The organism is Vibrio crassostreae (assembly GCF_024347415.1).
Classification (GTDB): domain Bacteria; phylum Pseudomonadota; class Gammaproteobacteria; order Enterobacterales; family Vibrionaceae; genus Vibrio; species Vibrio crassostreae.
The window spans coordinates 459,419-484,692 of record NZ_AP025476.1 but is presented as its reverse complement, the minus strand read 5'-3'; the positions used below and the strand labels follow the sequence as shown (position 1 = coordinate 484,692).

22 protein-coding genes are annotated in these 25,274 nt (G+C 44.9%); 5 read left to right on the top strand and 17 right to left on the bottom strand.

What is annotated here, in order from left to right; genetic code table 11:
• Positions 1-64: 64 nt before the first annotated feature.
• The 8 genes from sspB to zapE form a co-directional block, all read right to left on the bottom strand.
• Positions 65-544, bottom strand: coding sequence for a ClpXP protease specificity-enhancing factor (gene sspB, locus OC193_RS02285; RefSeq protein ID WP_017067238.1), 480 nt, complete (start codon positions 542-544; stop codon positions 65-67).
• 21 nt (positions 545-565) lie between these two features.
• Positions 566-1,201, bottom strand: a complete 636-nt coding sequence (gene sspA / locus OC193_RS02280; RefSeq protein WP_009848943.1) for a stringent starvation protein SspA — start codon at positions 1,199-1,201, stop codon at positions 566-568.
• 97 nt (positions 1,202-1,298) lie between these two features.
• Positions 1,299-2,036 carry a cytochrome c1 gene (locus OC193_RS02275; protein WP_048658023.1) on the bottom strand — a complete coding sequence of 246 codons (738 nt, stop codon included), beginning with the start codon at positions 2,034-2,036 and terminating at the stop codon, positions 1,299-1,301.
• Positions 2,033-3,298 (bottom strand): cytochrome b, encoded by a 1,266-nt coding sequence (locus OC193_RS02270; protein WP_009848941.1) that lies wholly within the window; start codon positions 3,296-3,298, stop codon positions 2,033-2,035. Before OC193_RS02270 ends, OC193_RS02275 begins: the two co-directional genes overlap by 4 nt.
• Positions 3,298-3,888 (bottom strand): ubiquinol-cytochrome c reductase iron-sulfur subunit, encoded by a 591-nt coding sequence (gene petA, locus OC193_RS02265; RefSeq protein WP_010434692.1) that lies wholly within the window; start codon positions 3,886-3,888, stop codon positions 3,298-3,300. Before petA ends, OC193_RS02270 begins: the two co-directional genes overlap by 1 nt.
• Positions 3,889-4,218: 330 nt before the next feature.
• The gene (rpsI, locus tag OC193_RS02260) at positions 4,219-4,611 is read right to left on the bottom strand and encodes a 30S ribosomal protein S9 (RefSeq protein WP_004740758.1); all 393 of its coding nucleotides are present in this window, start codon (positions 4,609-4,611) and stop codon (positions 4,219-4,221) included.
• Between the two features lie 13 nt (positions 4,612-4,624).
• The gene (gene rplM, locus OC193_RS02255; protein ID WP_010434689.1) at positions 4,625-5,053 is read right to left on the bottom strand and encodes a 50S ribosomal protein L13; all 429 of its coding nucleotides are present in this window, start codon (positions 5,051-5,053) and stop codon (positions 4,625-4,627) included.
• A gap of 247 nt (positions 5,054-5,300) precedes the next feature.
• Entirely contained in the window at positions 5,301-6,404 is a 1,104-nt protein-coding gene (gene zapE / locus OC193_RS02250; RefSeq protein ID WP_048662655.1) for a cell division protein ZapE, read from the bottom strand.
• A gap of 219 nt (positions 6,405-6,623) precedes the next feature.
• Here zapE and zapG point away from each other — a divergent pair, with 219 nt between their 5' ends.
• The 3 genes from zapG (at position 6,624) to degS (ending at position 9,785) form a co-directional block, all read left to right on the top strand.
• Positions 6,624-7,079: a Z-ring associated protein ZapG gene (gene zapG / locus OC193_RS02245; RefSeq protein ID WP_048658021.1), complete on the top strand. Its 456-nt coding sequence runs from the start codon at positions 6,624-6,626 to the stop codon at positions 7,077-7,079.
• Positions 7,080-7,206: 127 nt separating this feature from the next.
• Complete coding sequence (locus OC193_RS02240; RefSeq protein ID WP_048662654.1) at positions 7,207-8,562, top strand: Do family serine endopeptidase; 1,356 nt, start codon at positions 7,207-7,209, stop codon at positions 8,560-8,562.
• A gap of 158 nt (positions 8,563-8,720) precedes the next feature.
• Positions 8,721-9,785, top strand: a complete 1,065-nt coding sequence (degS, locus tag OC193_RS02235; protein WP_048662653.1) for an outer membrane-stress sensor serine endopeptidase DegS — start codon at positions 8,721-8,723, stop codon at positions 9,783-9,785.
• A gap of 116 nt (positions 9,786-9,901) precedes the next feature.
• On the opposite strand, the gene parC is transcribed toward degS, so the two are convergent.
• From parC to nudF, 6 genes are all read right to left on the bottom strand, one after another.
• Entirely contained in the window at positions 9,902-12,160 is a 2,259-nt protein-coding gene (gene parC / locus OC193_RS02230; RefSeq protein ID WP_048662652.1) for a DNA topoisomerase IV subunit A, read from the bottom strand.
• A 3-nt stretch (positions 12,161-12,163) separates the two neighbouring features.
• A complete protein-coding gene (gene parE, locus OC193_RS02225) occupies positions 12,164-14,044 on the bottom strand; it encodes a DNA topoisomerase IV subunit B (protein ID WP_017061428.1) in 1,881 nt (626 codons plus the stop codon).
• Between the two features lie 239 nt (positions 14,045-14,283).
• Positions 14,284-14,889, bottom strand: coding sequence for an esterase YqiA (gene yqiA / locus OC193_RS02220; protein ID WP_048658017.1), 606 nt, complete (start codon positions 14,887-14,889; stop codon positions 14,284-14,286).
• Positions 14,890-14,904: 15 nt separating this feature from the next.
• On the bottom strand, positions 14,905-15,729 hold the full coding sequence (gene cpdA, locus OC193_RS02215) for a 3',5'-cyclic-AMP phosphodiesterase (RefSeq protein ID WP_048658016.1): 825 nt from the start codon (positions 15,727-15,729) through the stop codon (positions 14,905-14,907).
• Positions 15,730-15,788: 59 nt separating this feature from the next.
• A complete protein-coding gene (locus OC193_RS02210; RefSeq protein WP_004736016.1) occupies positions 15,789-16,229 on the bottom strand; it encodes a DUF1249 family protein in 441 nt (146 codons plus the stop codon).
• A gap of 4 nt (positions 16,230-16,233) precedes the next feature.
• Positions 16,234-16,863, bottom strand: a complete 630-nt coding sequence (nudF, locus tag OC193_RS02205) for an ADP-ribose diphosphatase (RefSeq protein ID WP_048662651.1) — start codon at positions 16,861-16,863, stop codon at positions 16,234-16,236.
• A gap of 227 nt (positions 16,864-17,090) precedes the next feature.
• On the opposite strand from nudF, the gene tolC reads away from it, so the two are divergent.
• Positions 17,091-18,416 carry an outer membrane channel protein TolC gene (gene tolC / locus OC193_RS02200; protein WP_048658014.1) on the top strand — a complete coding sequence of 442 codons (1,326 nt, stop codon included), beginning with the start codon at positions 17,091-17,093 and terminating at the stop codon, positions 18,414-18,416.
• A gap of 92 nt (positions 18,417-18,508) precedes the next feature.
• Here the strand turns inward: tolC and hldE are convergent, their stop codons facing one another.
• From hldE to OC193_RS02185, 3 genes are all read right to left on the bottom strand, one after another.
• Complete coding sequence (gene hldE / locus OC193_RS02195) at positions 18,509-19,939, bottom strand: bifunctional D-glycero-beta-D-manno-heptose-7-phosphate kinase/D-glycero-beta-D-manno-heptose 1-phosphate adenylyltransferase HldE (RefSeq protein WP_048658013.1); 1,431 nt, start codon at positions 19,937-19,939, stop codon at positions 18,509-18,511.
• Positions 19,940-20,059: 120 nt separating this feature from the next.
• Positions 20,060-22,909 (bottom strand): bifunctional [glutamate--ammonia ligase]-adenylyl-L-tyrosine phosphorylase/[glutamate--ammonia-ligase] adenylyltransferase, encoded by a 2,850-nt coding sequence (gene glnE, locus OC193_RS02190; RefSeq protein ID WP_048658012.1) that lies wholly within the window; start codon positions 22,907-22,909, stop codon positions 20,060-20,062.
• Between the two features lie 212 nt (positions 22,910-23,121).
• Complete coding sequence (locus OC193_RS02185) at positions 23,122-24,378, bottom strand: methyl-accepting chemotaxis protein (protein WP_048658011.1); 1,257 nt, start codon at positions 24,376-24,378, stop codon at positions 23,122-23,124.
• Positions 24,379-24,475: 97 nt separating this feature from the next.
• On the opposite strand from OC193_RS02185, the gene OC193_RS02180 reads away from it, so the two are divergent.
• Positions 24,476-25,225 carry a potassium channel family protein gene (locus OC193_RS02180; RefSeq protein WP_048662650.1) on the top strand — a complete coding sequence of 250 codons (750 nt, stop codon included), beginning with the start codon at positions 24,476-24,478 and terminating at the stop codon, positions 25,223-25,225.
• Positions 25,226-25,274 lie beyond the last annotated feature (49 nt).

The window sequence follows — 25,274 nt, the reverse complement described above, 5'->3', positions numbered from 1 at the left end:
AATTAAATGCTATTTACCAGAAAAGAAAAAGCAGCGACGAGTCGCTGCTTTTTTATTTGATTCGTTATTTGATAACACGAAGGCTTGGGCGACCTTTCGCTGGACGAGGTGGCTCAGGATCTGAGTCAGGCTCTTCAGCATCTACGTCTGCCGTTGCTACGCTCAAAGATGGACCTTTTTCTGGTTCTTCAAAAGGACTTTCTTCAATCCCTTCTTCAAACGCTTCCATGTAAGCCTCTTCAGGTTCAAACATGGTACCAGCACCATTTTCACGAGCATAAATCGCTTGTACTGCGTAAAGCGGAACGATCACAGAGTGTGGACGACCACTAAAGCGAGCACTAAACGTCACAGCTTCGTTACCCAGTTCAAGTTGTCCAACCGCACGAGGCGCGATGTTCAGAATGATCTGACCATCTTGAACAAACTCTTCTGGAACTCGCACACCCGGCAATGTTGCTTCAACAACAAGGTGTGGAGTTAATTCGTTATCAACCAGCCATTCATAAAATGCACGAAGCATATATGGTCGGCGTGGAGTCATATTAGAAATATCCATAAACGCTTAGCGAACAAGTCGCATCTCACGCTCAGCTTCAGTTAGAGAAGCTAGGAATGAATCACGTTCGAATACGCGGTTCATGTAAATCTTAAGCTCTTTAGAACCAGGACCAATTAGTTCGATACCAAGCTCAGGTAAACGCCATAGTAGCGGAGCTAGGTAACAATCAATTAGGCTAAACTCTTCGCTCATGAAGTATTCATACTCAGCGAAGATAGGAGCAAGAGTCAGTAGGTCGTTGCGCAGTTTAACGCGAGCTGCTTCAGATTCTTCAGCATTGCCTTTAACGATCTTCTCTGCAACTGAATACCAGTTACGCTCAATGCGGTACATCATTAGACGACTGTTACCACGAGCAACCGGGTATACAGGCATCAATGGTGGATGAGGGAAACGCTCATCTAGGTATTCCATGATGATCTTTGAGTCATATAGAGCAAGCTCACGATCAACAAGAGTAGGTACTGATTTGTACGGGTTCAGTTCAACAAGCTCTGCTGGTAGATTTTTTTCATCAACCAACTCAACTTCAACACTTACGCCTTTTTCAGCAAGAACGATGCGCACCTGATGGCTATACATATCAGAAGCACTTGAGAAAAGAGTCATTACAGAACGTTTATTGGCAGCTACAGCCATGGAGCCCTCCAGTACACTTTAAATAAAAACAATGGAGGCCTAAAGCCTCCATTGAACATTAACATAATTTGGGAATTAGCACGGTATTATAGCACAATTAGTGCACATCACGCCAATACTCTTTCTTCAGCAAAATCACGATGATAGTGAATATTACTAAGAAGGCCATTACCCACCAACCCATAGCGTGACGCTCAAGTTGAACTGGGTCGCCCGAGTAAACCAAAAAGTTAACAAGGTCACGAACCGCTTCGTCGTATTCACCAGCACTTAGTTCACCAGAACCGTCAGTTTCAGTACCAACAACAACCGTCACTTCCTCGCCATCTACCATATGCGTATCGTAGATTGGTGTTGGGATACCTTGTAGCTCTTCAAGAACGTGCGGCATACCTACACTTGGGAAAACAATGTTGTTCACGCCAAACGGACGAGACGGATCTTCATAGAATGTACGAAGGTAAGTGTACAGCCAATCTGCGCCACGAACACGAGCAACCAAAGTTAGGTCAGGTGGCGGAGCACCAAACCAACTTGCCGCTTGCTCAGAAGGCATAGCGTTAACCATCAAGCTACCAATTTTCGCCTCTGGGTCGAAAATCAGGTTTTCCTTCATTAGATCAACAGGGATCTCTAAATCATTCGCAACACGTTCATAACGCTGGTACTGCGTTGAGTGACAAGCGAAACAGTAGTTCATGAACATCTTAGCGCCATTTTGCAATGAAGCTTTGTCTGTTAAGTCATTGTTCGCTTTGTCTAATGGTACGTTTGCACCCGCTGCCATCGCCAATGACGGCAACATAGCAAATAAAATTACAATCCACTTTTTCATTTGAATGTCACCCTTTCTGGTAATGGTTTCGTCGCTTCATTTTTACTGTAGAACCACAGTAGAACGAAGAACATGAAATAACCTAAGCTAAAGATTTGAGCCAGTAGCGTGTATGTTGGCGTTGCTGGAAGCGCACCAAGTACACCAAGCGCAATAAAGCTTATTGTGAATTGGATGATGTTAATCAAATGCAGTTTGCTACGGTAACGGTAAGAGCGCACTTTACAACGGTCGAACCATGGCAATAGGAATAACACAACAATAGATGCACCCATTGCTACTACACCTAGCAGCTTATCAGGAACAGCACGAAGTACAGCGTAGAACGGCGTGAAGTACCAAACTGGAGCAATATGCTCAGGTGTTTTCAGCGGATTCGCGGCTTCAAAGTTAGGCGGCTCAAGGAAGTATCCACCCATTTCTGGGTTAAAGAACAGCACGTAACAGAACAAGAATAGGAAACCAGCAACACCTACCATGTCTTTCACCGTCCCGTATGGGTGGAAAGGAATAGAGTCGATGATGTCGTATTTCTTAGTGTAATCCTTATGGAATGGGAACTGAGTTTTGTAATCGTCGCCCATTGTACCTTTAGGAAGCTTAGTCTCGATACCATCTGGGTTGTTCGAACCCACTTCGTGCAGTGCTAGTACGTGAAGTACGATAAGTAGCAGAAGTACGATTGGTAGAGCGATAACGTGCAGTGCGAAGAAACGGTTCAGCGTTGCACCAGATATGATGTAGTCACCACGTATCCAAAGCGTTAGGTCATCACCAATAACAGGAATCGCACCAAACAAAGAAATGATTACCTGAGCACCCCAGTAAGACATTTGACCCCATGGTAGTAGGTAACCCATGAAAGCCTCAGCCATAAGCACTAAGAAGATCAACATACCGAAGATCCAAAGTAGCTCACGAGGTTTTTGGTAAGAACCGTAGATTAGGCCACGGAACATATGCAGGTAGATAACAACGAAGAATGCCGAAGCACCCGTTGAGTGCATGTAACGCAGTAACCAACCGTATTCCACATCACGCATGATGTATTCAACAGAAGCAAATGCACCCTCACCTGAAGGTACGTAGTTCATTGTTAGCCAAATACCCGTAAGAATTTGGTTAACCAGTACCAACATTGCTAAAGAACCGAAAAGGTACCAAAAGTTAAAGTTCTTAGGCATTGGGTATTCAGATAAATGCTTTTTATAAGCATTCATCGCGGGTAGACGTTTCTCTACCCAATCAAGCAATCCTTGCATTACGCGTCTCCCTCGTCCACACCGATCATGATCTTAGTGTCACTCAAATACATATGCTTTGGTACAACAAGATTCAATGGAGCTGGTACGCCTTGGAATACTCGACCTGCCATATCAAACTTTGAACCATGGCAAGGACAGAAGAAACCAGACTTAACACCCTGAACTTGCTCTGCAAAAGAATCCGGCAGGTAAGTTGGAGAACAACCTAAGTGCGTACAGAAACCAACAGCAACGAAGAATTCAGGCTTAATTGAACGGAACTCGTTCTGCGCGTATTCAGGTTGTTGTTCAGCTTCAGATTGAGGGTCACGAAGTTGACCACCGATCGCTTTTAGGTTCTCTAGTACCGACTCAGCACGGCGTACAACCCATACAGGTTTACCTTGCCACTCGACACGAACCATTTGTCCCGGTTCTAACTTACTGACTTCCACTTCCACCGGCGCGCCCGCAGCTTTCGCCTTGGCACTCGGATTCCATGATTTAATAAAAGGCACGGCTACAGCAGCTGCTCCTAAACCACCAACAACGGCTGTTGTTGCGGTTAAGAAACGCCTGCGACCGTTATTTAAAGGCGCGTTGCTCATCCAAACATTCTCCCATTTGCTCCTTATGGATTGAAATAATTCCGATTAAAGAGCATGGCTAACAAAATATGTATTTAGTTCTATTTATTGACGGCAAATGATAAATAAAACCCTACTTTTTGACAAGATAAAGCTACCTTTTTGTAACAATCATGAGGCAAAGCGCACATTGGGTTACAAAAGCTTTCAAAATATAAGAATTTGGAAATAAAACGAGGGGGGGGAAGCGTTTAGAGGGGATATAAAAACAAAAAGCCCGGCATATTGCCGAGCTTTGAACCACAATTCCAGTCGTAAAACTGGGAGCGTGTACTTTTTCGTAAAGAAAAATTAACGCTTAGAGAATTGAGGTTTACGACGTGCTTTACGTAGACCAACTTTCTTACGTTCAACGCAACGAGCGTCACGAGTAACGTAGCCAGCTGCACGTAGAGCAGGACGTAGAGTTTCATCGTACTCCATAAGAGCGCGAGTGATACCGTGGCGGATTGCGCCAGCTTGACCAGAAATACCACCACCAGAAACAGTGATGTAAAGGTCAAGTTTCTCAGTTAGTTCAACTAGCTCAAGAGGTTGCTTAACAACCATACGAGAAGTTGGACGACCGAAGTAAACATCAAGGCTACGCTTGTTGATTACGATCTCACCAGAGCCTGGTTTGATGAAAACACGAGCTGCTGAGCTTTTGCGACGACCAGTGCCGTAGTATTGATTCTCTGCCATTTTCATAATCCCCTTAGATGTCTAGTACTTGTGGCTGTTGAGCAACATGGTTGTGCTCAGTACCAGCGTACACTTTAAGCTTACGGTACATCGCGCGGCCTAGAGGACCACGTGGAAGCATACCTTTAACTGCTAGTTCTAGAACCATTTCTGGTTTCTTAGCAATTAGCTTTTCAAAAGTGATAGTTTTAAGACCACCTGGGAACTCAGAGTGACGGTAGTAAACCTTACCCTTAGCTTTGTTACCAGTTACAGCAACTTTCTCAGCGTTAACAACGATGATGTAATCACCAGTGTCTACGTGAGGAGTGTATTCTGCTTTGTGCTTGCCGCGTAGGCGAGAAGCGATTTCACTTGCTAGACGGCCAAGGGTTTTGCCTTCAGCGTCTACAACATACCAGTCGCGTTTTACAGTTTCTGGTTTAGCAACGAAAGTTTTCATGCTAATAATTACCTATTTAAAAAATTTACACTTAAGGAATACTCGCGTATTCCCACTGTCTAAGAGTTACCATTCATCACCCCTTCGAGTGTTGGAAAACTCTTGGCATAACGTGATTTTACTCATCGCTAGAGGCCCGCAGTAACGGTAGGTCGCAGGATTATAGAGAAGAGCGAAGAAAAAATCACCTCTTTTTGAACAAAATCACGATTTTTTTAATTCTATTTCTTATTCGAGATAATCAAAGCTAACTTAAGTGTTCTTTTGCCAAATATTCATGGCTCTGCATTTCAATTAAGCGCGATTGACAACGTTTAAATTCAAACTCTAGCTGACCATGGGTGTATAGCTTTTCTAGCTCCACTTGCGCTGAAATAATCAGTTTCACATTGCGCTCATAGAACTCATCAACTAATGCAATGAAGCGCCTTGCAGCATCATCTGAAGTCGCCCCCATTTGCAATACATCCGCCAATAGAACCGTGTGATAAACCCGAGACAACTCAATATAGTCGTTCTGGCTACGAGCCGACTGACAAAGCTGAGCAAAAGTACCATGCAACACACCATCACTCGCTTCGACTACTTCTAATTGACGGTGATTAACCTCAATCTGCTTAAGCTTCTCTTTATCTTCACCTACGAGCTGAGCGTAATACTTTTCGAGATTGATATTCGCTTGGCTATCTAACGGGTAATGGTAAATCTCTGCTTGCTCTAAAGTACGCAGACGATAATCAATACCGCTATCAACATTAAGAATGTGGCAGTTGTCTTGAATAAGCTTAATGGCAGGTAAGAAACGCGCTCTCTGTAACCCGTTACGATATAGATCCGCAGGGGGAATATTAGAGGTCGCGACCAAGATAACGTTGCGAGCGAACAACTCTTGGAACAAAGTTCCTAGGATCATCGCATCAGTGATGTCTGAAACAAAGAATTCGTCGAAACAGATAATGTCCGCTTCTTCCTTCAACTTGTCTGCCACTAAAGGCAATGGATCGCTAACATTACCTAGCGCCTTTAGTTCATCATGAACTCGATACATAAAGCGATGAAAGTGAACCCGCATTTTTTTAGTGGTCGGTAAGGCGTCGTAGAACGTATCCATTAGATAAGTTTTACCGCGCCCTACGCCTCCCCAGAAATAGAGACCTTTCGGTGGCTGTGGCAGTTCTGGTTTTTTGCCCAATAATTTCTGGAATCGAGTTAGTTGAGGAATAGGCGTATTCATGTAATCTTGGAATTGATGAAAGAGTTCATCTAAAGACTTAACTGCTTGCTCTTGTGCTGGATCTCTTTGAAATCCATGTTCTTTTATATCTTGTTCGTATTTTTTAATGGGATTCATGACGACATTTCCACAATGAAAGCGATATCAGACAGCAAATAAAAATGAGCCCAAACAGTACGAGAAATAACGTAACGTGGTGAATAATGCAGCATCAAACTGCTAACTAGCGCACACGCATTTCTCTTTATACTGCGGCTTTCTCATAGTACCATGGAGCCGTATCACGTGTAACTAAGCAGTAACAAACATGTTAAAAAACAATAATAAGGAGCTGTTATGCCTTGGATGTATGCCATTGCCGGTTTACTAGTCGGAGTTATTTTAGGGGTCGCCATTTCTCGTCTTATGACACCTGAATACAAAAAACAAAAGAACGTACAGAAAGAATTAGATAGCGCAAAGTTTGCCCTAGAACAGCAGCGACAAGAGCTGGCTGACCACTTTGCGAAATCAGCAGAAATGTTGGACACCTTAGGTAAGGACTACACGAAACTGTACCAACACATGGAAAAAACAAGCTCAGAGCTGATTCCTAACCTGCCAGAGCAAGACAACCCGTTTGTAAAAACAGCCGCCGCTCATTCGGACAAATCACAAGATAAGCCTTCAATTAAAGAAGCGACTCTTGAGGAACAACCGAAAGATTACGCGAATGGCGCAACCGGTTTATTTACAGAACAGAAGAAAGAGATCATTAATGCTCCTGATGTAGTGACAGCAAAAGCATCATAAACATTTAACACTTCTGTGAACTTTACAAAGGTTTTTGAGTCATAACTTTCACTCAGGTCATTTGAAACTTCTCATACTTATTACACGTAGTGAGAGGGGTAAGACCTTAACTAGAGAGGAGTTTATGATGAAAAAACCTTTGCTTGCTTTATCAGTACTGACTTTAAGCTTAAGTTCAATCATCACCCCCATTCAAGCAACGGCCGCACTACCATTAAGTGTGGGTAACGAACAATTACCAAGCCTCGCGCCTATGCTTGAACAAGTGACCCCCGCTGTGGTTAGTATTGCCGTAGAAGGCAAACAGGTACAACGTCAGCAAATCCCTGAACAATTCCAATTCTTTTTTGGTCCAGAACAAACACGTGAGCGCCCATTTCGTGGGTTAGGCTCAGGCGTAATCATTGATGCCAAGAAAGGCCATATCGTAACCAACTACCATGTCATTAATGGCGCGGACGATATCAAAGTAAAACTGCATGACGGTCGAGAGTACGATGCTGAGCTAATCGGTGGTGATCAGATGTCTGATATCGCCCTCTTGAAACTCGAAAAAGCTAAGAACCTAACTCAGATAAAAGTGGCAGACTCAGACAAACTAAGAGTTGGTGATTTTAGTGTCGCGATCGGTAACCCGTTTGGACTTGGTCAAACCGTGACATCAGGTATTGTTTCTGCGCTTGGTCGTAGCGGCCTGAATCTAGAGAACTTTGAGAACTTCATTCAAACCGATGCGGCAATCAACAGCGGTAACTCTGGTGGTGCGCTAGTTAACCTCAACGGTGAACTGATTGGTATCAATACTGCCATTCTTGGCCCTAACGGAGGTAATGTCGGTATCGGCTTTGCAATCCCATCCAATATGATGAAAAACCTGACAGAACAAATTCTCGATTTCGGTGAAGTAAAACGCGGCATGCTGGGTGTTCAAGGTGGAGAGATCACCTCAGAACTAGCAGAAGCACTCGGTTATGAATCAAGTAAAGGCGCCTTCGTTAGCCAAGTCGTGCCGGACAGTGCAGCCGATGATGCTGGCCTGAAAGCGGGTGACATTATTGTCTCTATTAATGGTAAACGTATTGATACTTTCAGTGAATTAAGAGCTAAAGTCGCTACACTCGGTGCAGGTAAAGAAATCGAACTGGGCGTGGTTCGCGACGGCAAGAACAAAACCTTTGATGTGACTCTGGGTGAATCAACCAACAGCAAGACACAAGCTGAAAAACTGCATGAAGGCTTAGCTGGTGCAGAGCTCACCAACACAACAGACAGCGACTCAGCAACGGGCGTGAAAGTGTCAAGTGTGGCTCAAGGTTCACCAGCAGAGGCTTATCAACTTCTCAAAGACGACATCATTATTGGCGTCAATCGTCAAACCGTTAAGAACCTTGCTGAATTTAGAGAGATTCTTGAGAAACAGCCGGGCGTACTAGCGCTAAATATCCAACGTGGCGACAGAACTATCTACCTCGTTATTAGATAGTCATACGTCAACGTAATAACAGGGAGGCTCGGTAAGTTTGCTTTAAACTTACTCAGTCTCCCTTTTCTTTAGATGAATCAAAATGCTATGCTTCACTAGTAATCAAGTCAGTCATCCATCTACGGAGGCTTCACACCTTACTTGTTGAAGAGGGAAACATGCTGTCCTTTCTATTTCGTTCTATTTCCCTTGGACTCGTTTCAGCGGTGCTTATTCTTCTTGCATTTCCAAGTTTGAGACCCGCTATTGTTGCAGATGTCACTAACCCTAAAGTCGACAATATTGGCTCTCTTCAGATTTCATTTAACCAAGCAGTTCGCCGCGCGGCACCTGCAGTGGTTAACATTTATAGCCGTAAATACGCCGAAGATGATCGTAACAAGCTACTGACTCAAGGTTTGGGTTCTGGGGTAATTGTTAGCGAGAAAGGCTACATCATTACCAACTTCCATGTTGTGGCTCAAGCAGACCAAATAGTTGTGGCCCTTCAAGATGGCCGAGTAGCAGCTGCGCAACTTGTCGGTTCAGACAAGCGCACCGATATCGCGATACTTAGAGTCAGCGGTGACAACCTACCAGTAATCCCATTAAACCCAAGCTACAAAGCCAATGTTGGTGATGTGGTACTGGCGATAGGTAATCCATATAATCTAGGTCAAACAACAACCTTTGGTATCATCTCTGCAACTGGCCGCTCTTCGATCAGTGCTGATGGTCATCAAGCCTTTATCCAGACCGATGCAGCAATCAATGAAGGTAACTCAGGTGGTGCACTGGTGAATTCACAAGGTGAGCTAGTCGGTATCAATACCGCCTCTTTCCAACAAGCTACCGACATGGAAACCTATGGGATCTCATTCGCTATCCCCTATCCGCTTGCTAATAAAATCATGGAGAAGATCATCGCCGATGGCCGTGTAATTCGTGGTTATATCGGTATCGATGGACAAGACATCAACTCTGTCACCTCACGCATGTTGGGTACTAAGAATATCGGCGGTATTGTTGTGTTAGGTATCGATCCAAATGGCCCCGCTGCGGATGCCGGTTTTGAAGCTCAAGACATTATTGTCAGTATCAATAATAACCAGGTAAGTGGTCGCCAGAGTGTGATGGATACTGTTACTGATTTGCGTCCAGGTACCGAGATTGATGTGGGAATCTTACGCCAAGGTGAAAACAAAACCCTCAAAGTGACAATTGCTGAAGATACTCGCCTGTAGAACAAACGCTGTTAGCAGTGGTTCAAGCTGCTAGATTTAAGCTGCTAATAAACAAATACAAAAAACCCAGCTCACAGGCTGGGTTTTCTTTTATCTAAAGATAGTATCAGGTATCTCTACGATTCACTTAGCTCTTCGATATCAATGCGAGTCACTCGCTGTAAACCTCTTGGTAGTAGGCCACCACGGCGACCACGTTCACCACGGAAGTTTTCAAGATCTGCTGGTTTCAAGCCAAGCTTGCGTTTACCGGCGTAGATAGTCAGCGTCGCATTCTCTGGGATAGCCATCAAGTGCGAGACAAACTCTTCACGCTCTTTTGCTTTCGCCGAAGGGATGTTGATGATCTTGTTGCCTTTACCCTTGCTCAACTGAGGTAGGTCTTTAATAGGGAACAACAACATACGGCCTTGGTTAGTAATCGCCAGAATCTGGTTACTATCTAAATCAGCAATCGGACTTGGCATCATCACTTCAGAAGCTTGTGGCAAGTTAACCAACGCTTTACCGCTCTTGTTCTTAGACAGCAGATCGCTACCCTTACAAACAAAGCCATAACCAGCATCAGAACCGACTAACCATAATTGCTCATTCTCTCCCATCACCACTTGGCGAATAGAAGTACCAGGGCTGACGTTCAAGCGGCCTGTAATTGGCTCACCTTGGCTACGTGCCGACGGTAATGAGTGTGATTCAAGGGAGTAGCTTCGGCCATCACTGCCAAGGAACACCGCTTGTTGATTACTCTTACCCTTAGCGCTCGCTAGGAATTTATCACCTGATTTATAGTTCAAGCCTTCAGCATCAACCTCATGCCCTTTGGCATGACGAATCCAACCTTTTTCAGACAACACAACTGTGATTGGTTCGCTTGGTACTAAGTCACGCTCTGTTAGCGCTTTCGCTTCAGCACGCTCAATCAGAGGTGAACGACGATCATCGCCGTATTTATCCGCATCTGCTTGGATTTCTTTCTTGATCAGCGTATTCAAGCGACGCTCTGAACCGAGTAGCTTTTCAAGCTTTTCACGTTCAGCTTCAAGCTCTTCTTGCTCAGCTCGGATTTTAAACTCTTCTAACTTAGCTAAGTTACGAAGTTTAATATCAAGAATCGCATTAGCTTGAACTTCAGAAATGTTGAAACGGCTCATTAGGACAGGACATGGTTCGTCTTCTGTACGAATGATCTCAATCACTTCATCGATATTAAGATAAGCAGCAAGTAAGCCTTCTAAGATGTGCAAACGTGCCAGTACTTTATCTAAACGGTACTGCAAACGACGACGAACTGTTGTGCGACGGAACTCGATCCACTCTTTCAGGATTTGAACTAAGCCTTTAACCTGAGGACGGTTATCTAAACCAATCATGTTCAAGTTAACGCGGAAGTTTTTCTCTAGATCCGTCGACGCGAACAGGTGACTCATCAATTGATCACAATCGATACGATTCGAACGAGGAACGACAACGATACGCGTTGGGTTCTCGTGATCAGATTCATCGCGCAAGTCGTCAACCATTGGCAGCTTCTTAGCACGCATCTGGTTAGCAATTTGCTCAAGTAACTTTGCACCTGACACTTGATGAGGTAAAGCCGTGATAACAATATCAGAGCCTTCCTTGTGCCAAACCGCGCGCATCTTGATGCTGCCACGTCCAGTACGGTAGATCTTTTCGATATCCGATTTCGGAGAGATAATCTCAGCTTCTGTCGGGTAATCTGGACCTTGAATGAAACCCATCACATCTGAAAGCTCAGACTTAGGCGTATCAATTAGGTGAATGGCTGCATTAGCGACTTCACGCACGTTGTGTGGTGGAATATCGGTCGCCATACCTACCGCGATACCAGTGATACCGTTAAGCAGGATATGTGGAAGACGAGCAGGCAACATTTGAGGCTCTTTCATCGTGCCATCAAAGTTTGGTTGCCAGTCAACAGTGCCTTGACCTAACTCGCCCAGCAGAACTTCAGCAAACTTAGACAGTTTTGCTTCGGTATAACGCATTGCAGCGAACGATTTCGGATCATCAGGAGCCCCCCAGTTACCTTGACCATCTACTAATGGGTAGCGGTAAGAGAACGGCTGCGCCATCAATACCATCGCTTCGTAACAAGCAGAGTCACCGTGTGGGTGATACTTACCTAATACGTCACCAACGGTACGTGCTGATTTTTTGTATTTCGATGCAGCCGATAAGCCCAGCTCAGACATCGCGTAGATAATACGACGCTGTACTGGCTTCAAGCCATCACCGATATACGGCAATGCACGATCCATGATCACGTACATTGAGTAATTTAAGTAGGCATCTTCGGTGAACTTGCGCATTGGCAGCTGTTCAACGCCATCATATGTAATTTCGTTAGACATCCATTATACCTCGGCCATATCACCGTTAGTCTGTAGCCATGTACGGCGATCATCTGCACGTTTCTTACCAAGCAGCATGTCCATCATCTCGTTAGTCGCTTCGCTGTCATCAATCGTTAACTGAACAAGGCGACGAGTGTTTGGATCCATGGTGGTTTCACGCAACTGAAGTGGGTTCATTTCACCCAGACCTTTGAATCGTTGCACGTTGATCTTAGCTTTCTTCTGCGATAGTCGCTCAAGCACACCGTCTTTCTCTGCGTCATCGAGTGCGTAGAACACTTCTTTACCGCAATCGATACGATACAGAGGAGGCATTGCCACATAGATATGGCCCGCTTCAACCAAAGCATGGAAATGGCGAGTAAACAATGCACATAACAGTGTCGCGATATGAAGACCATCCGAGTCCGCATCGGCAAGAATACAGATCTTACCGTAACGCAGGCCTGATAAGTCATCGTTGTCCGGGTCGATACCCAGAGCTACCGAGATATCGTGCACTTCTTGCGAAGCCAATACTTGGTCTGCCGACACTTCCCACGTATTTAGGATCTTACCGCGAAGTGGCATCACCGCTTGGAACTCACGGTCACGCGCTTGTTTAGCAGAACCACCCGCCGAGTCCCCTTCCACGAAGAAGATTTCAGTGCGGCTTAAATCTTGAACCGAACAATCCGTTAGCTTACCCGGCAGTGCTGGGCCTGAGGCGATTTTCTTACGCACAACCTTTTTGCTTGCGCGCATACGGCGGTGGGCATTCGCAATACAAGCTTCTGCCAACTGTTCTGCCAGTTGTGGCTTTTCGTTCAGCCACAGGCTAAAGGCATCTTTTACCACACCAGAAACAAACGCAGCGGTTTGACGCGAAGACAAGCGTTCTTTTGTTTGACCTGCAAACTGCGGATCTTGCATCTTCACCGATAGTACGTACGAACAGCGATCGAAAATATCGTCGCCTGTTAGCTTAACGCCGCGTGGTAACAAGTTCCGGAATTCACAGAACTCACGCATTGCATCAAGCAAACCTTGGCGAAGACCGTTTACGTGTGTACCACCTTGTTTAGTCGGTACTAAGTTCACATAACTCTCGGTGATCATATCACCGCCTTCTGGCTGCCAGATGATCGCCCAGTTTGCCATTTCGGTTTCAGCAACGAATTCGCCAACATAAGGTTCTTCAGGCAGTAAGGTATAACCTTTCACGCCTTCGGCAAGGTAATCTTTTAGGCCATCTTCATAGAACCATTTATGCTCTTCGCCACCGACTTTGTCGATAAAGGTAATTTCTAAACCTGGGCAAAGCACTGCTTTTGCACGTAGATTGTTAATCAGACGAAGTGTCGAAAATTTAGGGCTATCAAAGTACTTAGGGTCAGGCCAGAAATGTACTGATGTACCACTGTTACGATGACCACAAGTGCCCGTTACAGTAAGCTCTGTTACTGCATGACCGCCTTCAAGTGCGATCTCGTGAACCTGACCTTCTCGGCGTACGGTCACTTCAACACGTTTTGACAGCGCGTTTACTACCGAGATACCTACACCGTGCAGACCACCAGAGAACTTGTAGTTGTTGTTCGAGAATTTACCACCAGAGTGGAGCTTTGTTAAAATCAGCTCAACACCTGAGATCCCTTTTTCTGGGTGAATATCGACAGGCATACCACGGCCGTCATCGGTAACTTCTAACGATTGGTCTGCATGAAGCACAACTTTGATTTTCTTAGCGTGTCCCGCTAGTGCTTCATCGACCGAGTTATCAATGACTTCTTGGGCAAGGTGGTTAGGTCTTTCTGTCTCGGTATACATTCCTGGGCGGTGTCGCACAGGATCGAGACCTTCAAGTACCTCGAGGTCTTTTGCATTATATTGTTCAGTCATAATACGGAGTTTACTCAAAAAGTTTGCGTCAGTTCGCTGGCTCCAGTTTCACTAAAGCAGAATCATTACTATGAACCGTCATAGTAGAGCGAACGAGCGAAGTATTGGGGAATATAGTCTGGAAGCTGAGTAATGATGTCAAGCTAGTTCAAAAACTAAGACATCAAACTATGATATTTCACCATTGATAGATGAAATAACAGGCAAACAAGAGAAAATCACTTGGTTGGTGGAACAGATTAAAGATTTAGAAAGGTGATGATTTGTTGTGGGTAGCGTTCAAAATCAACAAAGCTATGATCCCCACCCTCTTCTACTGTCTGTGTTGCACCTTGGTACTTCTCTACCGCTTGTCGGTAATCCAGAACTTCGTCTTCCGTTTGCTGAAGTAACCAGAAGTCGCTCGGCTTAGCGATAGCCGAAACCTCTAACGCCTTCAGTTCATCAATATGTTTTGTTTCCAGTACATATCGTTCATCTGTGTATGGGTTTACTTGTTCACCTAAATAGTCAGCAAGAAGCTCATACGGCTTCACTGCAGGGTTTACAACCACCGCTTTAAAACCATAGTGGCTATTCAGCCATGTTGAAAGATAGCCACCTAGTGAGCTACCGACCAACGCTATCTGATATTGCTCTTTGTATTGCTCCACCAGCTGTTGCAAATGAAGTGCCGCTTGCTTAGGGAAACTCGGCAGTTGAGGCGTTACGACTTTAATATCAGCGCGATGCTCCGCACAGTAATCTGCCATCACATTCGCTTTATGAGAACGTGATGAACTGTTAAACCCGTGAATATAGAGAAGCAGCGATGGCTTAGTCGCTTGCTGATTAGAGCCTAACATCAATAACAACCTTCATTAATAACCAGCGGCTTCAAAATCAGGCAAGAACTGCCCATGAGGCAAACGACGAACTTGCGTGCTGACCGTTCCGTCTTGATGTAATTCAATCTCTCTCCAGCCCGGAGACAAAGTATCTACCGCGAAGTCATCTGAGTTAGGTTTGAATTGCACACAAGTCGACGGTGTTGCCATGACTTGTACACCATAATGATCTCGATTCATGTCTTGATGAACGTGACCACACAATACTGCTTTGACATTGGTGTGCTGTTGAACCACATCCCAAAATTGATCGGCGTCTTTTAGGTTATGCTGATCCAACCATGCACTGCCAACCAGCAATGGATGGTGATGCAATAGAACCAAAGTATTACGTTCAGGGAATTCCGTCAGCTTTTGTTCTAACAGATCAAGCTGTTGATCGCTAAGGCGACCATGAGGCACACCAACCACCTGCGAGTCTAGCATCACCATCTGCCAGTTATCGCCTAGCAAGACATGCTCAACACACTGTATTTGTGGTGATGGTAAAACACTGCCCATATTAGGCTTAAAGTCATGGTTCCCTGGCAGCCAATAGCATGGCTTTTCCAAAGGTTGAATCCCTGACTCAAATTTCTGGTACGACTCAGCACTGTGATCTTGAGAGATATCACCGGTTGCTAAAATCGCTTGATAGTCAAAACCCTGACTAACAATGCCATCGACTACAGCACGAAAGCTATCTTGAGTGTTGATGCTTAATAAGCTGCCATTGCTCGGCGCAAACAAATGCGTGTCCGTTAGCTGCACAAGCTTAATAGTGCTCTCATCAAATTTTGAAGTGTGTGATAATTCCAAAATAACAAATCCAGATACGTTACTGTTTAGACTTTAAAAGTGTTGATAAATAGGCTCAATTAAAAGGTAATTGGGGTTCGGCTGATACCCGTTTTTAAACAAAACGTTAACCATTCCCCAAGAAATTTATTCAATTGAAATTTCTCGTCCTTTTGCAGAAGCTTAGTGTTGGGATAGTCATATTTCGCTTTGACTCTTGAAAAATCCCCGCTAGCGCACACTTCTGCAACTCGAGCGTCGTGATATAGCCTGACAGACATTTTTGGCAAAGGAAACACTGGCATCGCGTCACTCTGACATATATCTATTAATGTGGTGTATTTTGTGACCTCATTCACTGTCAATTGATACACCATATTAACGGCTTGGTAACAGCGAACGTCACCAACTTCATGCCCAACCGGTAACAAAGCGTTCAGTTTGGCATAGTTCGTCTCGTAAACTCGCATCAATTCAGCAAGATCAACATGATACGGTTTCTTGACTGCTATATTTGGCATGACGTTAATCTATCCACTCTGACTGTAATTCTTGGTAGTTCAATTGTAGCCACTGTAGCGCAATGATCGTGGCTCCATTTTCAAACACACCGTCTTTTACCAACTGATAAGCAGTTTCACGACTCATCACTTGTACGCGAATGTCTTCACCTTCGTAGTCCAATCCGTGTACCCCTTTGGCTGTCGTTGCATCAACACAGCCAACAAAGACGTCAAGCTTTTCTGAGCAACCACCAGATGAAGGGTAATACGAAGTAATAGGCAACACAGATCCGACTTCGACCCCGGCTTCTTCCATCGCTTCACGACGAGCGACATCTTGTGGTGATTCATCGGTATCAATGATCCCAGCAACAATTTCGTATTGCCATGGGGTCTCATGCTCTAGAGCACCGACACGGATCTGTTCGACGATCACAACTTCGTCACGCACAGGATCATAAGGTAGCAAAGCAGCAGCATGTCCACGCTCAAACATCTCACGCTCTATTGGTTGGCTCCAGCCGCCCTCAAACAGTCTATGTCTAAATGTGTACTTAACCATTTTGAAAAAACCACGAAACAGCGTCTCTTTTGAGACTATTTCCACATCTTGCGGAGTAAACTCATGTCGTTGATTGTCATACTGTTGCATTTGGTACCTCACTAAGTGATCTTTATAGTTTACTCATTGTCCGAGTTAACTACCAAGGATAAGGTTCAACTTTTTATATAAAATTTATACTTAAAGTTAAGTTTCAAAAAATAAATATTGCACAAGTGGACAGTTAACTGTAAAAAAGTGCAAAGTTTCGAGTAAATTACCACCAAACTGGGTTAAACTCTTTTAAAGAAAATTCCATAAAAGGCAGGAATAGGAAAATGAAAAAACTGCTTCCACTATTTATCAGTGCAGCAATTGGCAGCCTGAGTTCGTCAGCTTTTGCTGATACGCTAGCTGAAGTTTACGACCAAGCAAAACAGAACGATCCTCAACTTCTTCGTTCAGCAGCGCAGCGCGATGCCGCTTTTGAAGCAGTAACGTCAAGCCGTAGTGATTTGCTACCACAAATTAACCTAACAGCAAACTACGACATTAATCGTGGTGATCGAGATACATCAGGTGTTGGTAATTCAAGCATTGATAACAACACTTGGGGAGCTGCTATCGGCTTCAGCCAAGAGCTTTATCAGCGCTCTTCATGGATCACACTAGATACGGCAGAGAAAACCGCTCGTCAATCTGATTCAGCTTACGCGGCAGAACAACAAGCCTTGATTCTTCGTGTTGCGACAGCATATTTCGAAGTACTTCGCGCTCAAGATAACCTAGAATTTGTTCGTGCAGAGAAAGCAGCAGTTGCTCGTCAACTAGAGCAAACTAAACAGCGTTTTGAAGTAGGTCTTTCAGCAATCACCGATGTACATGATGCGCAAGCTCAGTACGATGGCGTTTTGGCTGATGAAGTTCTTGCAGAGAACGACCTAACGAATAGCTACGAAGGTCTACGTGAGATTACAGGTCAGGAACACTCTAACCTAAGCATCCTAGATACTGATCGTTTCTCAGCAAGCAAATCTTCTGAGTCTGCTGTTGCGCTTGTTGAACAAGCAGAACAAAAGAACCTTAGCTTATTGGCTGCACGTATCTCTCAAGACGTAGCAAAAGACAACATCTCTCTAGCAAGCTCTGGTCACCTACCAAGCTTAACACTAGATGGTAGCTACGCTCTTTCAGATCAATCAAACAGCACCCAAGATTACGACCAAGACAACCTAAACATTGGTTTGAACTTAGTTGTACCTCTATACACGGGTGGCAACACAACTTCATTGACTAAACAGGCTGAATACAACTACGTTGCAGCAAGTGAAGATCTAGAAGCGACTTACCGTAGCGTTGTAAAAGACGTACGTGCGTTCAACAACAACATCAGTGCTTCGATCGGTGCGCTACGCGCTTACGAACAATCTGTAGTTTCTGCTCAATCAGCTCTAGAAGCGACAGAAGCAGGTTTTGATGTGGGTACTCGTACTATCGTTGACGTACTAGATTCAACTCGTCGTCTATACGATGCGAACAAAAACCTTTCAGATGCTCGTTACAACTATATCCTAAGTGTACTTCAGCTTCGCCAAGCGGTTGGTACGCTAAGCGAACAAGACATCGTTGATGTAAACGCAGGTCTAAAAGTAGCAAGTAAGTAATTCAGAATTACTTAAGTTACAAAAATGCCGCTCATTGAGCGGCATTTTTATTATCTATTCAAAAGCTAGCATAGAAGCTAAAAGACCGAAGGTTAGCCTCGGCCACCTTTAATCGCTTTAATGATTTCAGTGGTAGAGCAACCATCTTCAAAATTAAGTACTTTCACTTCACCACCAGCAGCAATCACTTCCGCACCACCAGCGATCTCTTCAGGTTTGTAATCACCGCCTTTAACAAGAATGCTTGGCAATACCTCAGAGATTAAACGTTGAGGAGTATCTTCAGAGAATGGTACAACCCAATCAACCGCACCTAAGCCAGCCAATACCGCCATACGACGATCAGTTGGATTCACAGGACGACCTGGACCTTTCAAACGTTTTACTGATTCATCAGTATTAACCGCAACGATCAAACGATCGCCCAACTCAGCAGCATGATTCATGTAAGAAACATGCCCAGCGTGCAGAATATCAAAGCAGCCATTGGTCATAACCACTTTCTCGCCTTTCGCACGAGCACGCTTCACCGCTTCAACCAGTGCTGCTTCAGAGATAACGCCGTAGTCTGTATCTTGGCTGCCGTGAATCGCTTCCGCTAATTCTATCGTAGACAGTGTCGATGTACCTAGCTTACCAACAACTACACCAGCAGCCGCATTCGCTAATGCACACGCTTCATCCAGAGGTTTACCAGCAGCAACAGAAGCTGCAAGGACAGAGATAACCGTATCGCCGGCACCTGTGACATCGTACACTTCCTTGGCTTGAGTCGGTAAGTGGAACGGTGCCTGACCTTTACGCAGCAGAGTCATACCGTTCTCGCTGCGAGTCACCAACAAAGCTTCAAAATCATATTTTTCGATCAAGGCAATGCCCTTCTCGATAAGGTCTTCTTCTGATTTAACTTTACCTGCAACTAGCTCGAACTCCGCCATATTTGGCGTAAGCAAAGTCGCACCACGGTAGCGCTCTAAATCCGCGCCTTTTGGATCGATGAATACTGGAACATTCGCTGCGCGTGCTTTTTGAATGAAGCTCTGTACATGCTCTAATGCACCCTTCGCATAATCTGACAAGATAACCGAACGGACATTTGGCAGTGCTTGCTCCATGCGAGACAGAATAAGCTCTGGATTAGTGTTTTCAAATTTGTCTTCAAAATCAAGACGAATCAACTGCTGACCACGGCTCATCACTCGTAGTTTTGTGATGGTTGGATAGTCTTCTAACTCAACGAAATCACACTTAACCTTTAGTGCGCCCAAAGTGTTTTTTAACACCTCGGCGGGTTCATCTTTACCAGTTAAACCAACAACATGAGCATGACCACCAAGAGAGGCAATGTTCATTGCAACGTTGGCAGCACCACCTGGACGCTCTTCGTTATTTTCTACTTTTACAACGGGTACAGGTGCTTCTGGTGAAATACGGCCAGTTGGACCATACCAGTAACGATCAAGCATGACGTCACCGACAATAAGAACACCTGATTGGCTGTAGTCAGGTAGAATTGGTTTCATTGTTGAGCTCCAAAAATCGAATCTGGCTAGAGTCTAGCACACTGATTACAGTGGCTAAACCTTAGAAAAATGAGTAAAGCCTACCTCGATAGGCACTGTGATAGCTAAGCAAAAGACAAGCTACGCTTCCATCCACTGCTTCCATGCTCGAACCACGTGTTCTCTTTCCATTTCAAACTTATTAATTGCCACATCCGCATCAAGATTGAGTAGATTGCGGTGGTGGATTTCATCTCTTAACGTTGTATAAGCATGGGTTAATGCCATGCCTTGTTGCTCGTCCATAATCCCTTGTGACAGCAGGCTTTCAAAGATTCGTACATTATCACACCAACGAGTAAGCTTTGGCTTCTCATTGCTGTACCGAAGGACTAAATATTGCGCCAAAAATTCGATATCGGTAATACCACCCGCATCTTGTTTGAGCATGAATCGATCGGTTTTTTTGCCGCCTAAATGGCCGCGCATCTTTTCACGCATATCTACAACTGACTTTTTGAGTGTTGCCTCATCACGCGCCAAGCACAGAACCTCATGGCGAGTCTTGTTAAATGCTGAGGCCAATAAGTCGTCACCATAGATCATACGAGCGCGAGTCAAAGCTTGGTGTTCCCAAGTCCACGCGTCATTGTGCTGATACTCATCAAAGGCATCGGTTGGACTCACCAACAGGCCAGATGCACCAGAAGGGCGTAGACGAGTGTCGACTTCGTACAGAATACCAGAAGCGGTTCTGGTCGAGAAAATATGAATAATACGCTGTGCCAACCTCAGATAAAATTGGCGTCCATCGATTTCTTTCTTACCATCAGTATAGATGTGTACCGGGCAGTCGTGCATAAACACAATGTCTAAGTCTGAGTTGTAGCCAAGCTCCCAACCACCGACCTTACCGTAACCAACAACCGCAAAACCGCGACCTTCGCGATCTTTAACATGAGTCGGTTCACCAAACTTGGCCGATACTTGTAACCAAGCTTGATTAACCCCCGCCTCAACAATCGCTTCGGCTAAGTAGGTCAAGTGATCACTGACCTTCATGACAGGTAGAGCACCCGCTATATCCGCGGCTGCAATTCTCAGGATACAGGTCTGCTTAAACTGGCGCAGGCCTTCCATCTGTTGCTCCATATCATCTTCAGGAATACGGGCTAGGTAATCACGCAGCTCTGTTTTATACGACTCCAAAGGCACTGGGTTGTAGAGTTGCTGAGGGTCGATAAGTTCATCTAACAAAATTGGGTAACGTCCAAGCTGCTCTGAGATCATCGGGCTAGCGGTACATAGGCGTACAAGCTGAGTCAACGCGGCAGGGTGCTCATCTAGTAGTTCAAGGTAAGTGGTACGAGTAACGATTTTATGCAGTAGATGCAGTACTCGAGACAAACCAAACTCGGCATCCTTAGCGGTGTACAGTGCTTGAAACACTTTCGGCATCAATCGATTGAGGACTTCACGGCCCCGTGGGCCAAGGGTCTTCTTAGCCAAATCGGCTTTAAATTGAATAATCGTTTTCGCGGCTTCCGGTGGGTTAGCAATCGCAATATCATGTTCCAGAACATGTTCAATCACATCTGGTTTATGGGCCATATCCCACAGTTCACTAAAGTGACTAGCAATCGGGTTGGCGTCATCTTCATCAACACCAATCAGATCTTCGAACACGGTATGTACATTGGCCATATGAGCACGAGTTGCCTCAATCAAACTATCCCAATCAGTGAATTGCATTGCGACAGCGAGTTGCAACTGTTCGAATTCACCGTCAGGTAAGGTTTGAGTTTGCTTGTCGGCCATTGCTTGTAACAGGTTCTCAAGGCGACGCAAAAACAGATAAGCCTCACGTAAGTGCCCTACCTCTTCTGCCTCTAACAGATGAAGTGATTCAATCGCGCTTAAGGTTTCCAGTAACCCTCGACCACGAAGGCTCGGTTCACGGCCACCACGAATCAATTGGAATACTTGTGCAATAAATTCCACTTCGCGAATCCCACCAGACCCCAGCTTGATGTTGTTTGATAATCCACGACGACGTACTTCGCTGCTTATCATCGACTTCATACGACGCAAAGATTGAATCGCACTGAAATCGATATAACGACGGAATACAAATGGGCGCAGCATCTGGCGGAGCTCTTGGTATTCAGGGTACATTTCGCTGCCCATCACTCGCGCTTTCACCATCGCATAGCGTTCCCAATCGCGACCTTGCTCTTGGTAGTAATCTTCCAGTGCAGCGTAGCTCATCACCAATGGACCACTCTCACCGAATGGACGCAGGCGCATATCGACGCGATAGCAGAACCCGTCAAAGGTTTGCTGATCAAGCGCCTTGATAATTCGTTGCCCCAAGCGTGTGAAAAATTGTGCGTTGGCGATACTTCGTCTTGCACCTTGGGTTTCGCCATTTTCAGGATAGGTAAAAATCAGGTCGATATCAGAAGAGAAGTTGAGCTCACCGCCCCCTAGCTTACCCATGCCAATGATCAGCATCGGCTGCGCTTCACCCTGTTCATTGCATGGTGTGCCCCACTCTTTACAACAAATATCGTACTGCCATTGATAGGTCTCGAAGATCATTGCCTCAGCTAACATCGATAGGTGACTTAAGCTCTGTTCTAACTCCCATGAGCCCATAAAATCACGCCAAGCAATATAGGTCATTTCTCGATTGCGGAATTGACGCAGCACGCGCTGACCACTCATTTCATCAGCACAACCAGAAAGTAATCCAGCCAGTCGCTCTCGGTACCCTTCAGCACGCTCTGCACATGCCAACATATCAGGTAAGTCACCGCATAAAACCGTATCACGCTGCAGGCAATCACCAATAAAACAGCTTAAACCGAGTACACGTTTAAGCTCCTCAGTCTGTGGCTCAGACCAAGTATTGATGGCTTCACTTTGATGCTCTAGTAATTGCTCAAAAGCAGACTGTGAGTGAGTGACGAGTTGAGAAGGCAATGGCATGTTTCTTCCTTGTATAAGCTGCGCGCCGAACAATCGGTTTATCGATTCGGTTCTTCAATAACGAGTTTTCATAACTAAAGATAAGTTATACCAAAGTTACGCCAATAAAAAACGCCCACATTAGCAATGTGGGCGTTTTATCAGTGAACTTATAGAGTTAGGCCTTTCTCTCTAGAAAACAGCCTCTATCAATAAGGATTTAGAGAACATGACTAAACCTTAAATTGCTTAATCTTACCGTCGAGTTCTTGTGCGTTGCTTTCCATAAGCTGAGAGGTCTCCAACAGCTCACCAACAACCACAACTGAAGCTTCGACAAGCTCACGAACATTGGTCAGGTTGACACTCATCTCTTCTGCAACGCTGCTCTGTTGACCTGCAGCGGTCGCGATCTGGAAGTTCATATCATTAATTTGGTTTACTTGGCTTACGATACCATCAAGCTCAGAGCCTGCATTGGTCACAAGGTCCACGCCTTCAGCCGCTTCTACAACACTCTTCTCCATCAGTTCTACCGCAGAGTTAGCGCTGCTTTGCAGATGACTGATCATATCTTGAATCTCGACAGTCGCTTGCTGAGTGCGCTGTGCAAGGTTACGAACCTCATCAGCAACAACAGCAAAACCACGACCCGCTTCACCTGCACGTGCCGCTTCAATTGCAGCGTTCAATGCTAGTAGGTTTGTTTGTTCTGAAATGCCTTGGATAGTACCAACCACACTGCCAATTGAGTCAACGCGCTCTTCAACTTGGTTTACCGCTGCTGCAGATGCTGCGATATCTGAAGATAGCTCACTCATCTTAGAAACAGACCCTTGAACGAACTTCTGACCAGTAAGAGCTTGGCCTGATGCCTGTTCCGTCAATGAAGAAGCGCTTTGCGCATGCTCAGCAACAGTTTGTACCGTAGACGTCATCTCACTCATTGCTGTTGCCAGCTGATCAATCTCATTGAACTCTTCTTGAGCTGATTCTTTGGTTTCAGACATGCTGATGGTCATCACTTCCGTCAGAGCAAACAGTTCATCAGAAGAAGCCACTTGAGTTTTGATCATGTCGTTCAGTTGAACGCGAGTTTTTTCAAGTTCGCGTGCCACATCGCCATATTCATCTTTACAATCCATTTGAATCGGCACTGATAAGTTCTTGTCGGCCATGGTTTTAATGGCGTCATTAAGGTATTGAGTCTGGCGCAGCATAACGCGCGCCGCTGCTAATAGAAGAACCACAAACACAATGATCATCAAGGCTGTTTGCCAAGCCACTTGAACTAAGTAAGTCTCGTAATGCTGTTGTGCGACTTGCGCATTGTTGGTTACAGCAAGCAATGAATCGTAAAACGTACTTGCGTCCCATAGCTGCTTCGAAATGATCAAGATTGTGCTGAATATCATCAACATGACCATTTTTGGAACGAGACGAACGTCAGAGATTATCCTTTCCCACGGCTTGAATGACAGTTTAGTCATTGTCAGTTCTCCATTAATTCTTATATATTGATGGCTTCTATATCCGCGAGGTGGCTATGTCAGTCAAAGTTCGCGATTTATTTTGAGCCTCGTATGAATGTTGAATAATACCAAAGACGCCACCAAGCCGATGAGCTTATTGTCACTGATTCTCTCTTTCTTAGCGTTATTTGTGATCTCAGGCTTATTGTTCGTACCGATCGACAAAGAATCGAAACAAGTCCTTATCGGCCTCGATTTTATAATCTGTAGTGTTTTTCTTTTTCAGCTCACAATTGATCTATTCAGATCACAAAACAAAAAAGAATATCTAAAAGTACACTGGATCGATTTCTTAGCAAGCATCCCAATGATCGAACCACTTCGTTTCGCTCGCATTTTTCAGATCCTGCGTGTCATTCTTGTTCTTCGTTCGGGTAAACGCGTTCTCAGAGAGCTATTCCGCAATCGTAAAGAAACCACCCTCGCCTCGATTATATTGCTGCTGGTCATTCTCCTGACCATAGGAGCAGGAACAATACTGCTGTTAGAACACAAAGACCCCAATGCCAACATCACCACTGGACAAGATGCTTTATGGTGGGCGTTTGTGACCATCAGTACCGTGGGATATGGCGATCATTATCCCGTCACGAGCTCAGGAAAATTAGTTGCCTCTCTGGTGATCATTTGCGGTGTGGGTGTGTTTGGTATGATTTCAGGCTTGATTACTTCTTTGATCACCTCTCCAACTCATCATGAGAATCAACGCGCGGAAAACAAAGAGAAGCACCTTGAGAAGATCATTGAGCAACAACAGAAGATCTTAGAGCGACTCGAAAAGCTTGAGCAACAAACAAAAAAATAGGGCCGAAGCCCTATTTTCAAATTCATACTTATATTGATACAGGTGTTGA

Coding starts and splice junctions, on each gene's coding strand:
- sspB (WP_017067238.1), bottom strand. CDS start 544: ATGACTCCACGCCGACCATATATGCTTCGTGCATTTTATGAATGGCTG.
- sspA (WP_009848943.1), bottom strand. CDS start 1,201: ATGGCTGTAGCTGCCAATAAACGTTCTGTAATGACTCTTTTCTCAAGT.
- OC193_RS02275 (WP_048658023.1), bottom strand. CDS start 2,036: ATGAAAAAGTGGATTGTAATTTTATTTGCTATGTTGCCGTCATTGGCG.
- OC193_RS02270 (WP_009848941.1), bottom strand. CDS start 3,298: ATGCAAGGATTGCTTGATTGGGTAGAGAAACGTCTACCCGCGATGAAT.
- petA (WP_010434692.1), bottom strand. CDS start 3,888: ATGAGCAACGCGCCTTTAAATAACGGTCGCAGGCGTTTCTTAACCGCA.
- rpsI (WP_004740758.1), bottom strand. CDS start 4,611: ATGGCAGAGAATCAATACTACGGCACTGGTCGTCGCAAAAGCTCAGCA.
- rplM (WP_010434689.1), bottom strand. CDS start 5,053: ATGAAAACTTTCGTTGCTAAACCAGAAACTGTAAAACGCGACTGGTAT.
- zapE (WP_048662655.1), bottom strand. CDS start 6,404: ATGAATCCCATTAAAAAATACGAACAAGATATAAAAGAACATGGATTT.
- zapG (WP_048658021.1), top strand. CDS start 6,624: ATGCCTTGGATGTATGCCATTGCCGGTTTACTAGTCGGAGTTATTTTA.
- OC193_RS02240 (WP_048662654.1), top strand. CDS start 7,207: ATGAAAAAACCTTTGCTTGCTTTATCAGTACTGACTTTAAGCTTAAGT.
- degS (WP_048662653.1), top strand. CDS start 8,721: ATGCTGTCCTTTCTATTTCGTTCTATTTCCCTTGGACTCGTTTCAGCG.
- parC (WP_048662652.1), bottom strand. CDS start 12,160: ATGTCTAACGAAATTACATATGATGGCGTTGAACAGCTGCCAATGCGC.
- parE (WP_017061428.1), bottom strand. CDS start 14,044: ATGACTGAACAATATAATGCAAAAGACCTCGAGGTACTTGAAGGTCTC.
- yqiA (WP_048658017.1), bottom strand. CDS start 14,889: ATGTTAGGCTCTAATCAGCAAGCGACTAAGCCATCGCTGCTTCTCTAT.
- OC193_RS02210 (WP_004736016.1), bottom strand. CDS start 16,229: ATGCCAAATATAGCAGTCAAGAAACCGTATCATGTTGATCTTGCTGAA.
- nudF (WP_048662651.1), bottom strand. CDS start 16,863: ATGCAACAGTATGACAATCAACGACATGAGTTTACTCCGCAAGATGTG.
- tolC (WP_048658014.1), top strand. CDS start 17,091: ATGAAAAAACTGCTTCCACTATTTATCAGTGCAGCAATTGGCAGCCTG.
- hldE (WP_048658013.1), bottom strand. CDS start 19,939: ATGAAACCAATTCTACCTGACTACAGCCAATCAGGTGTTCTTATTGTC.
- glnE (WP_048658012.1), bottom strand. CDS start 22,909: ATGCCATTGCCTTCTCAACTCGTCACTCACTCACAGTCTGCTTTTGAG.
- OC193_RS02185 (WP_048658011.1), bottom strand. CDS start 24,378: ATGACTAAACTGTCATTCAAGCCGTGGGAAAGGATAATCTCTGACGTT.
- OC193_RS02180 (WP_048662650.1), top strand. CDS start 24,476: ATGTTGAATAATACCAAAGACGCCACCAAGCCGATGAGCTTATTGTCA.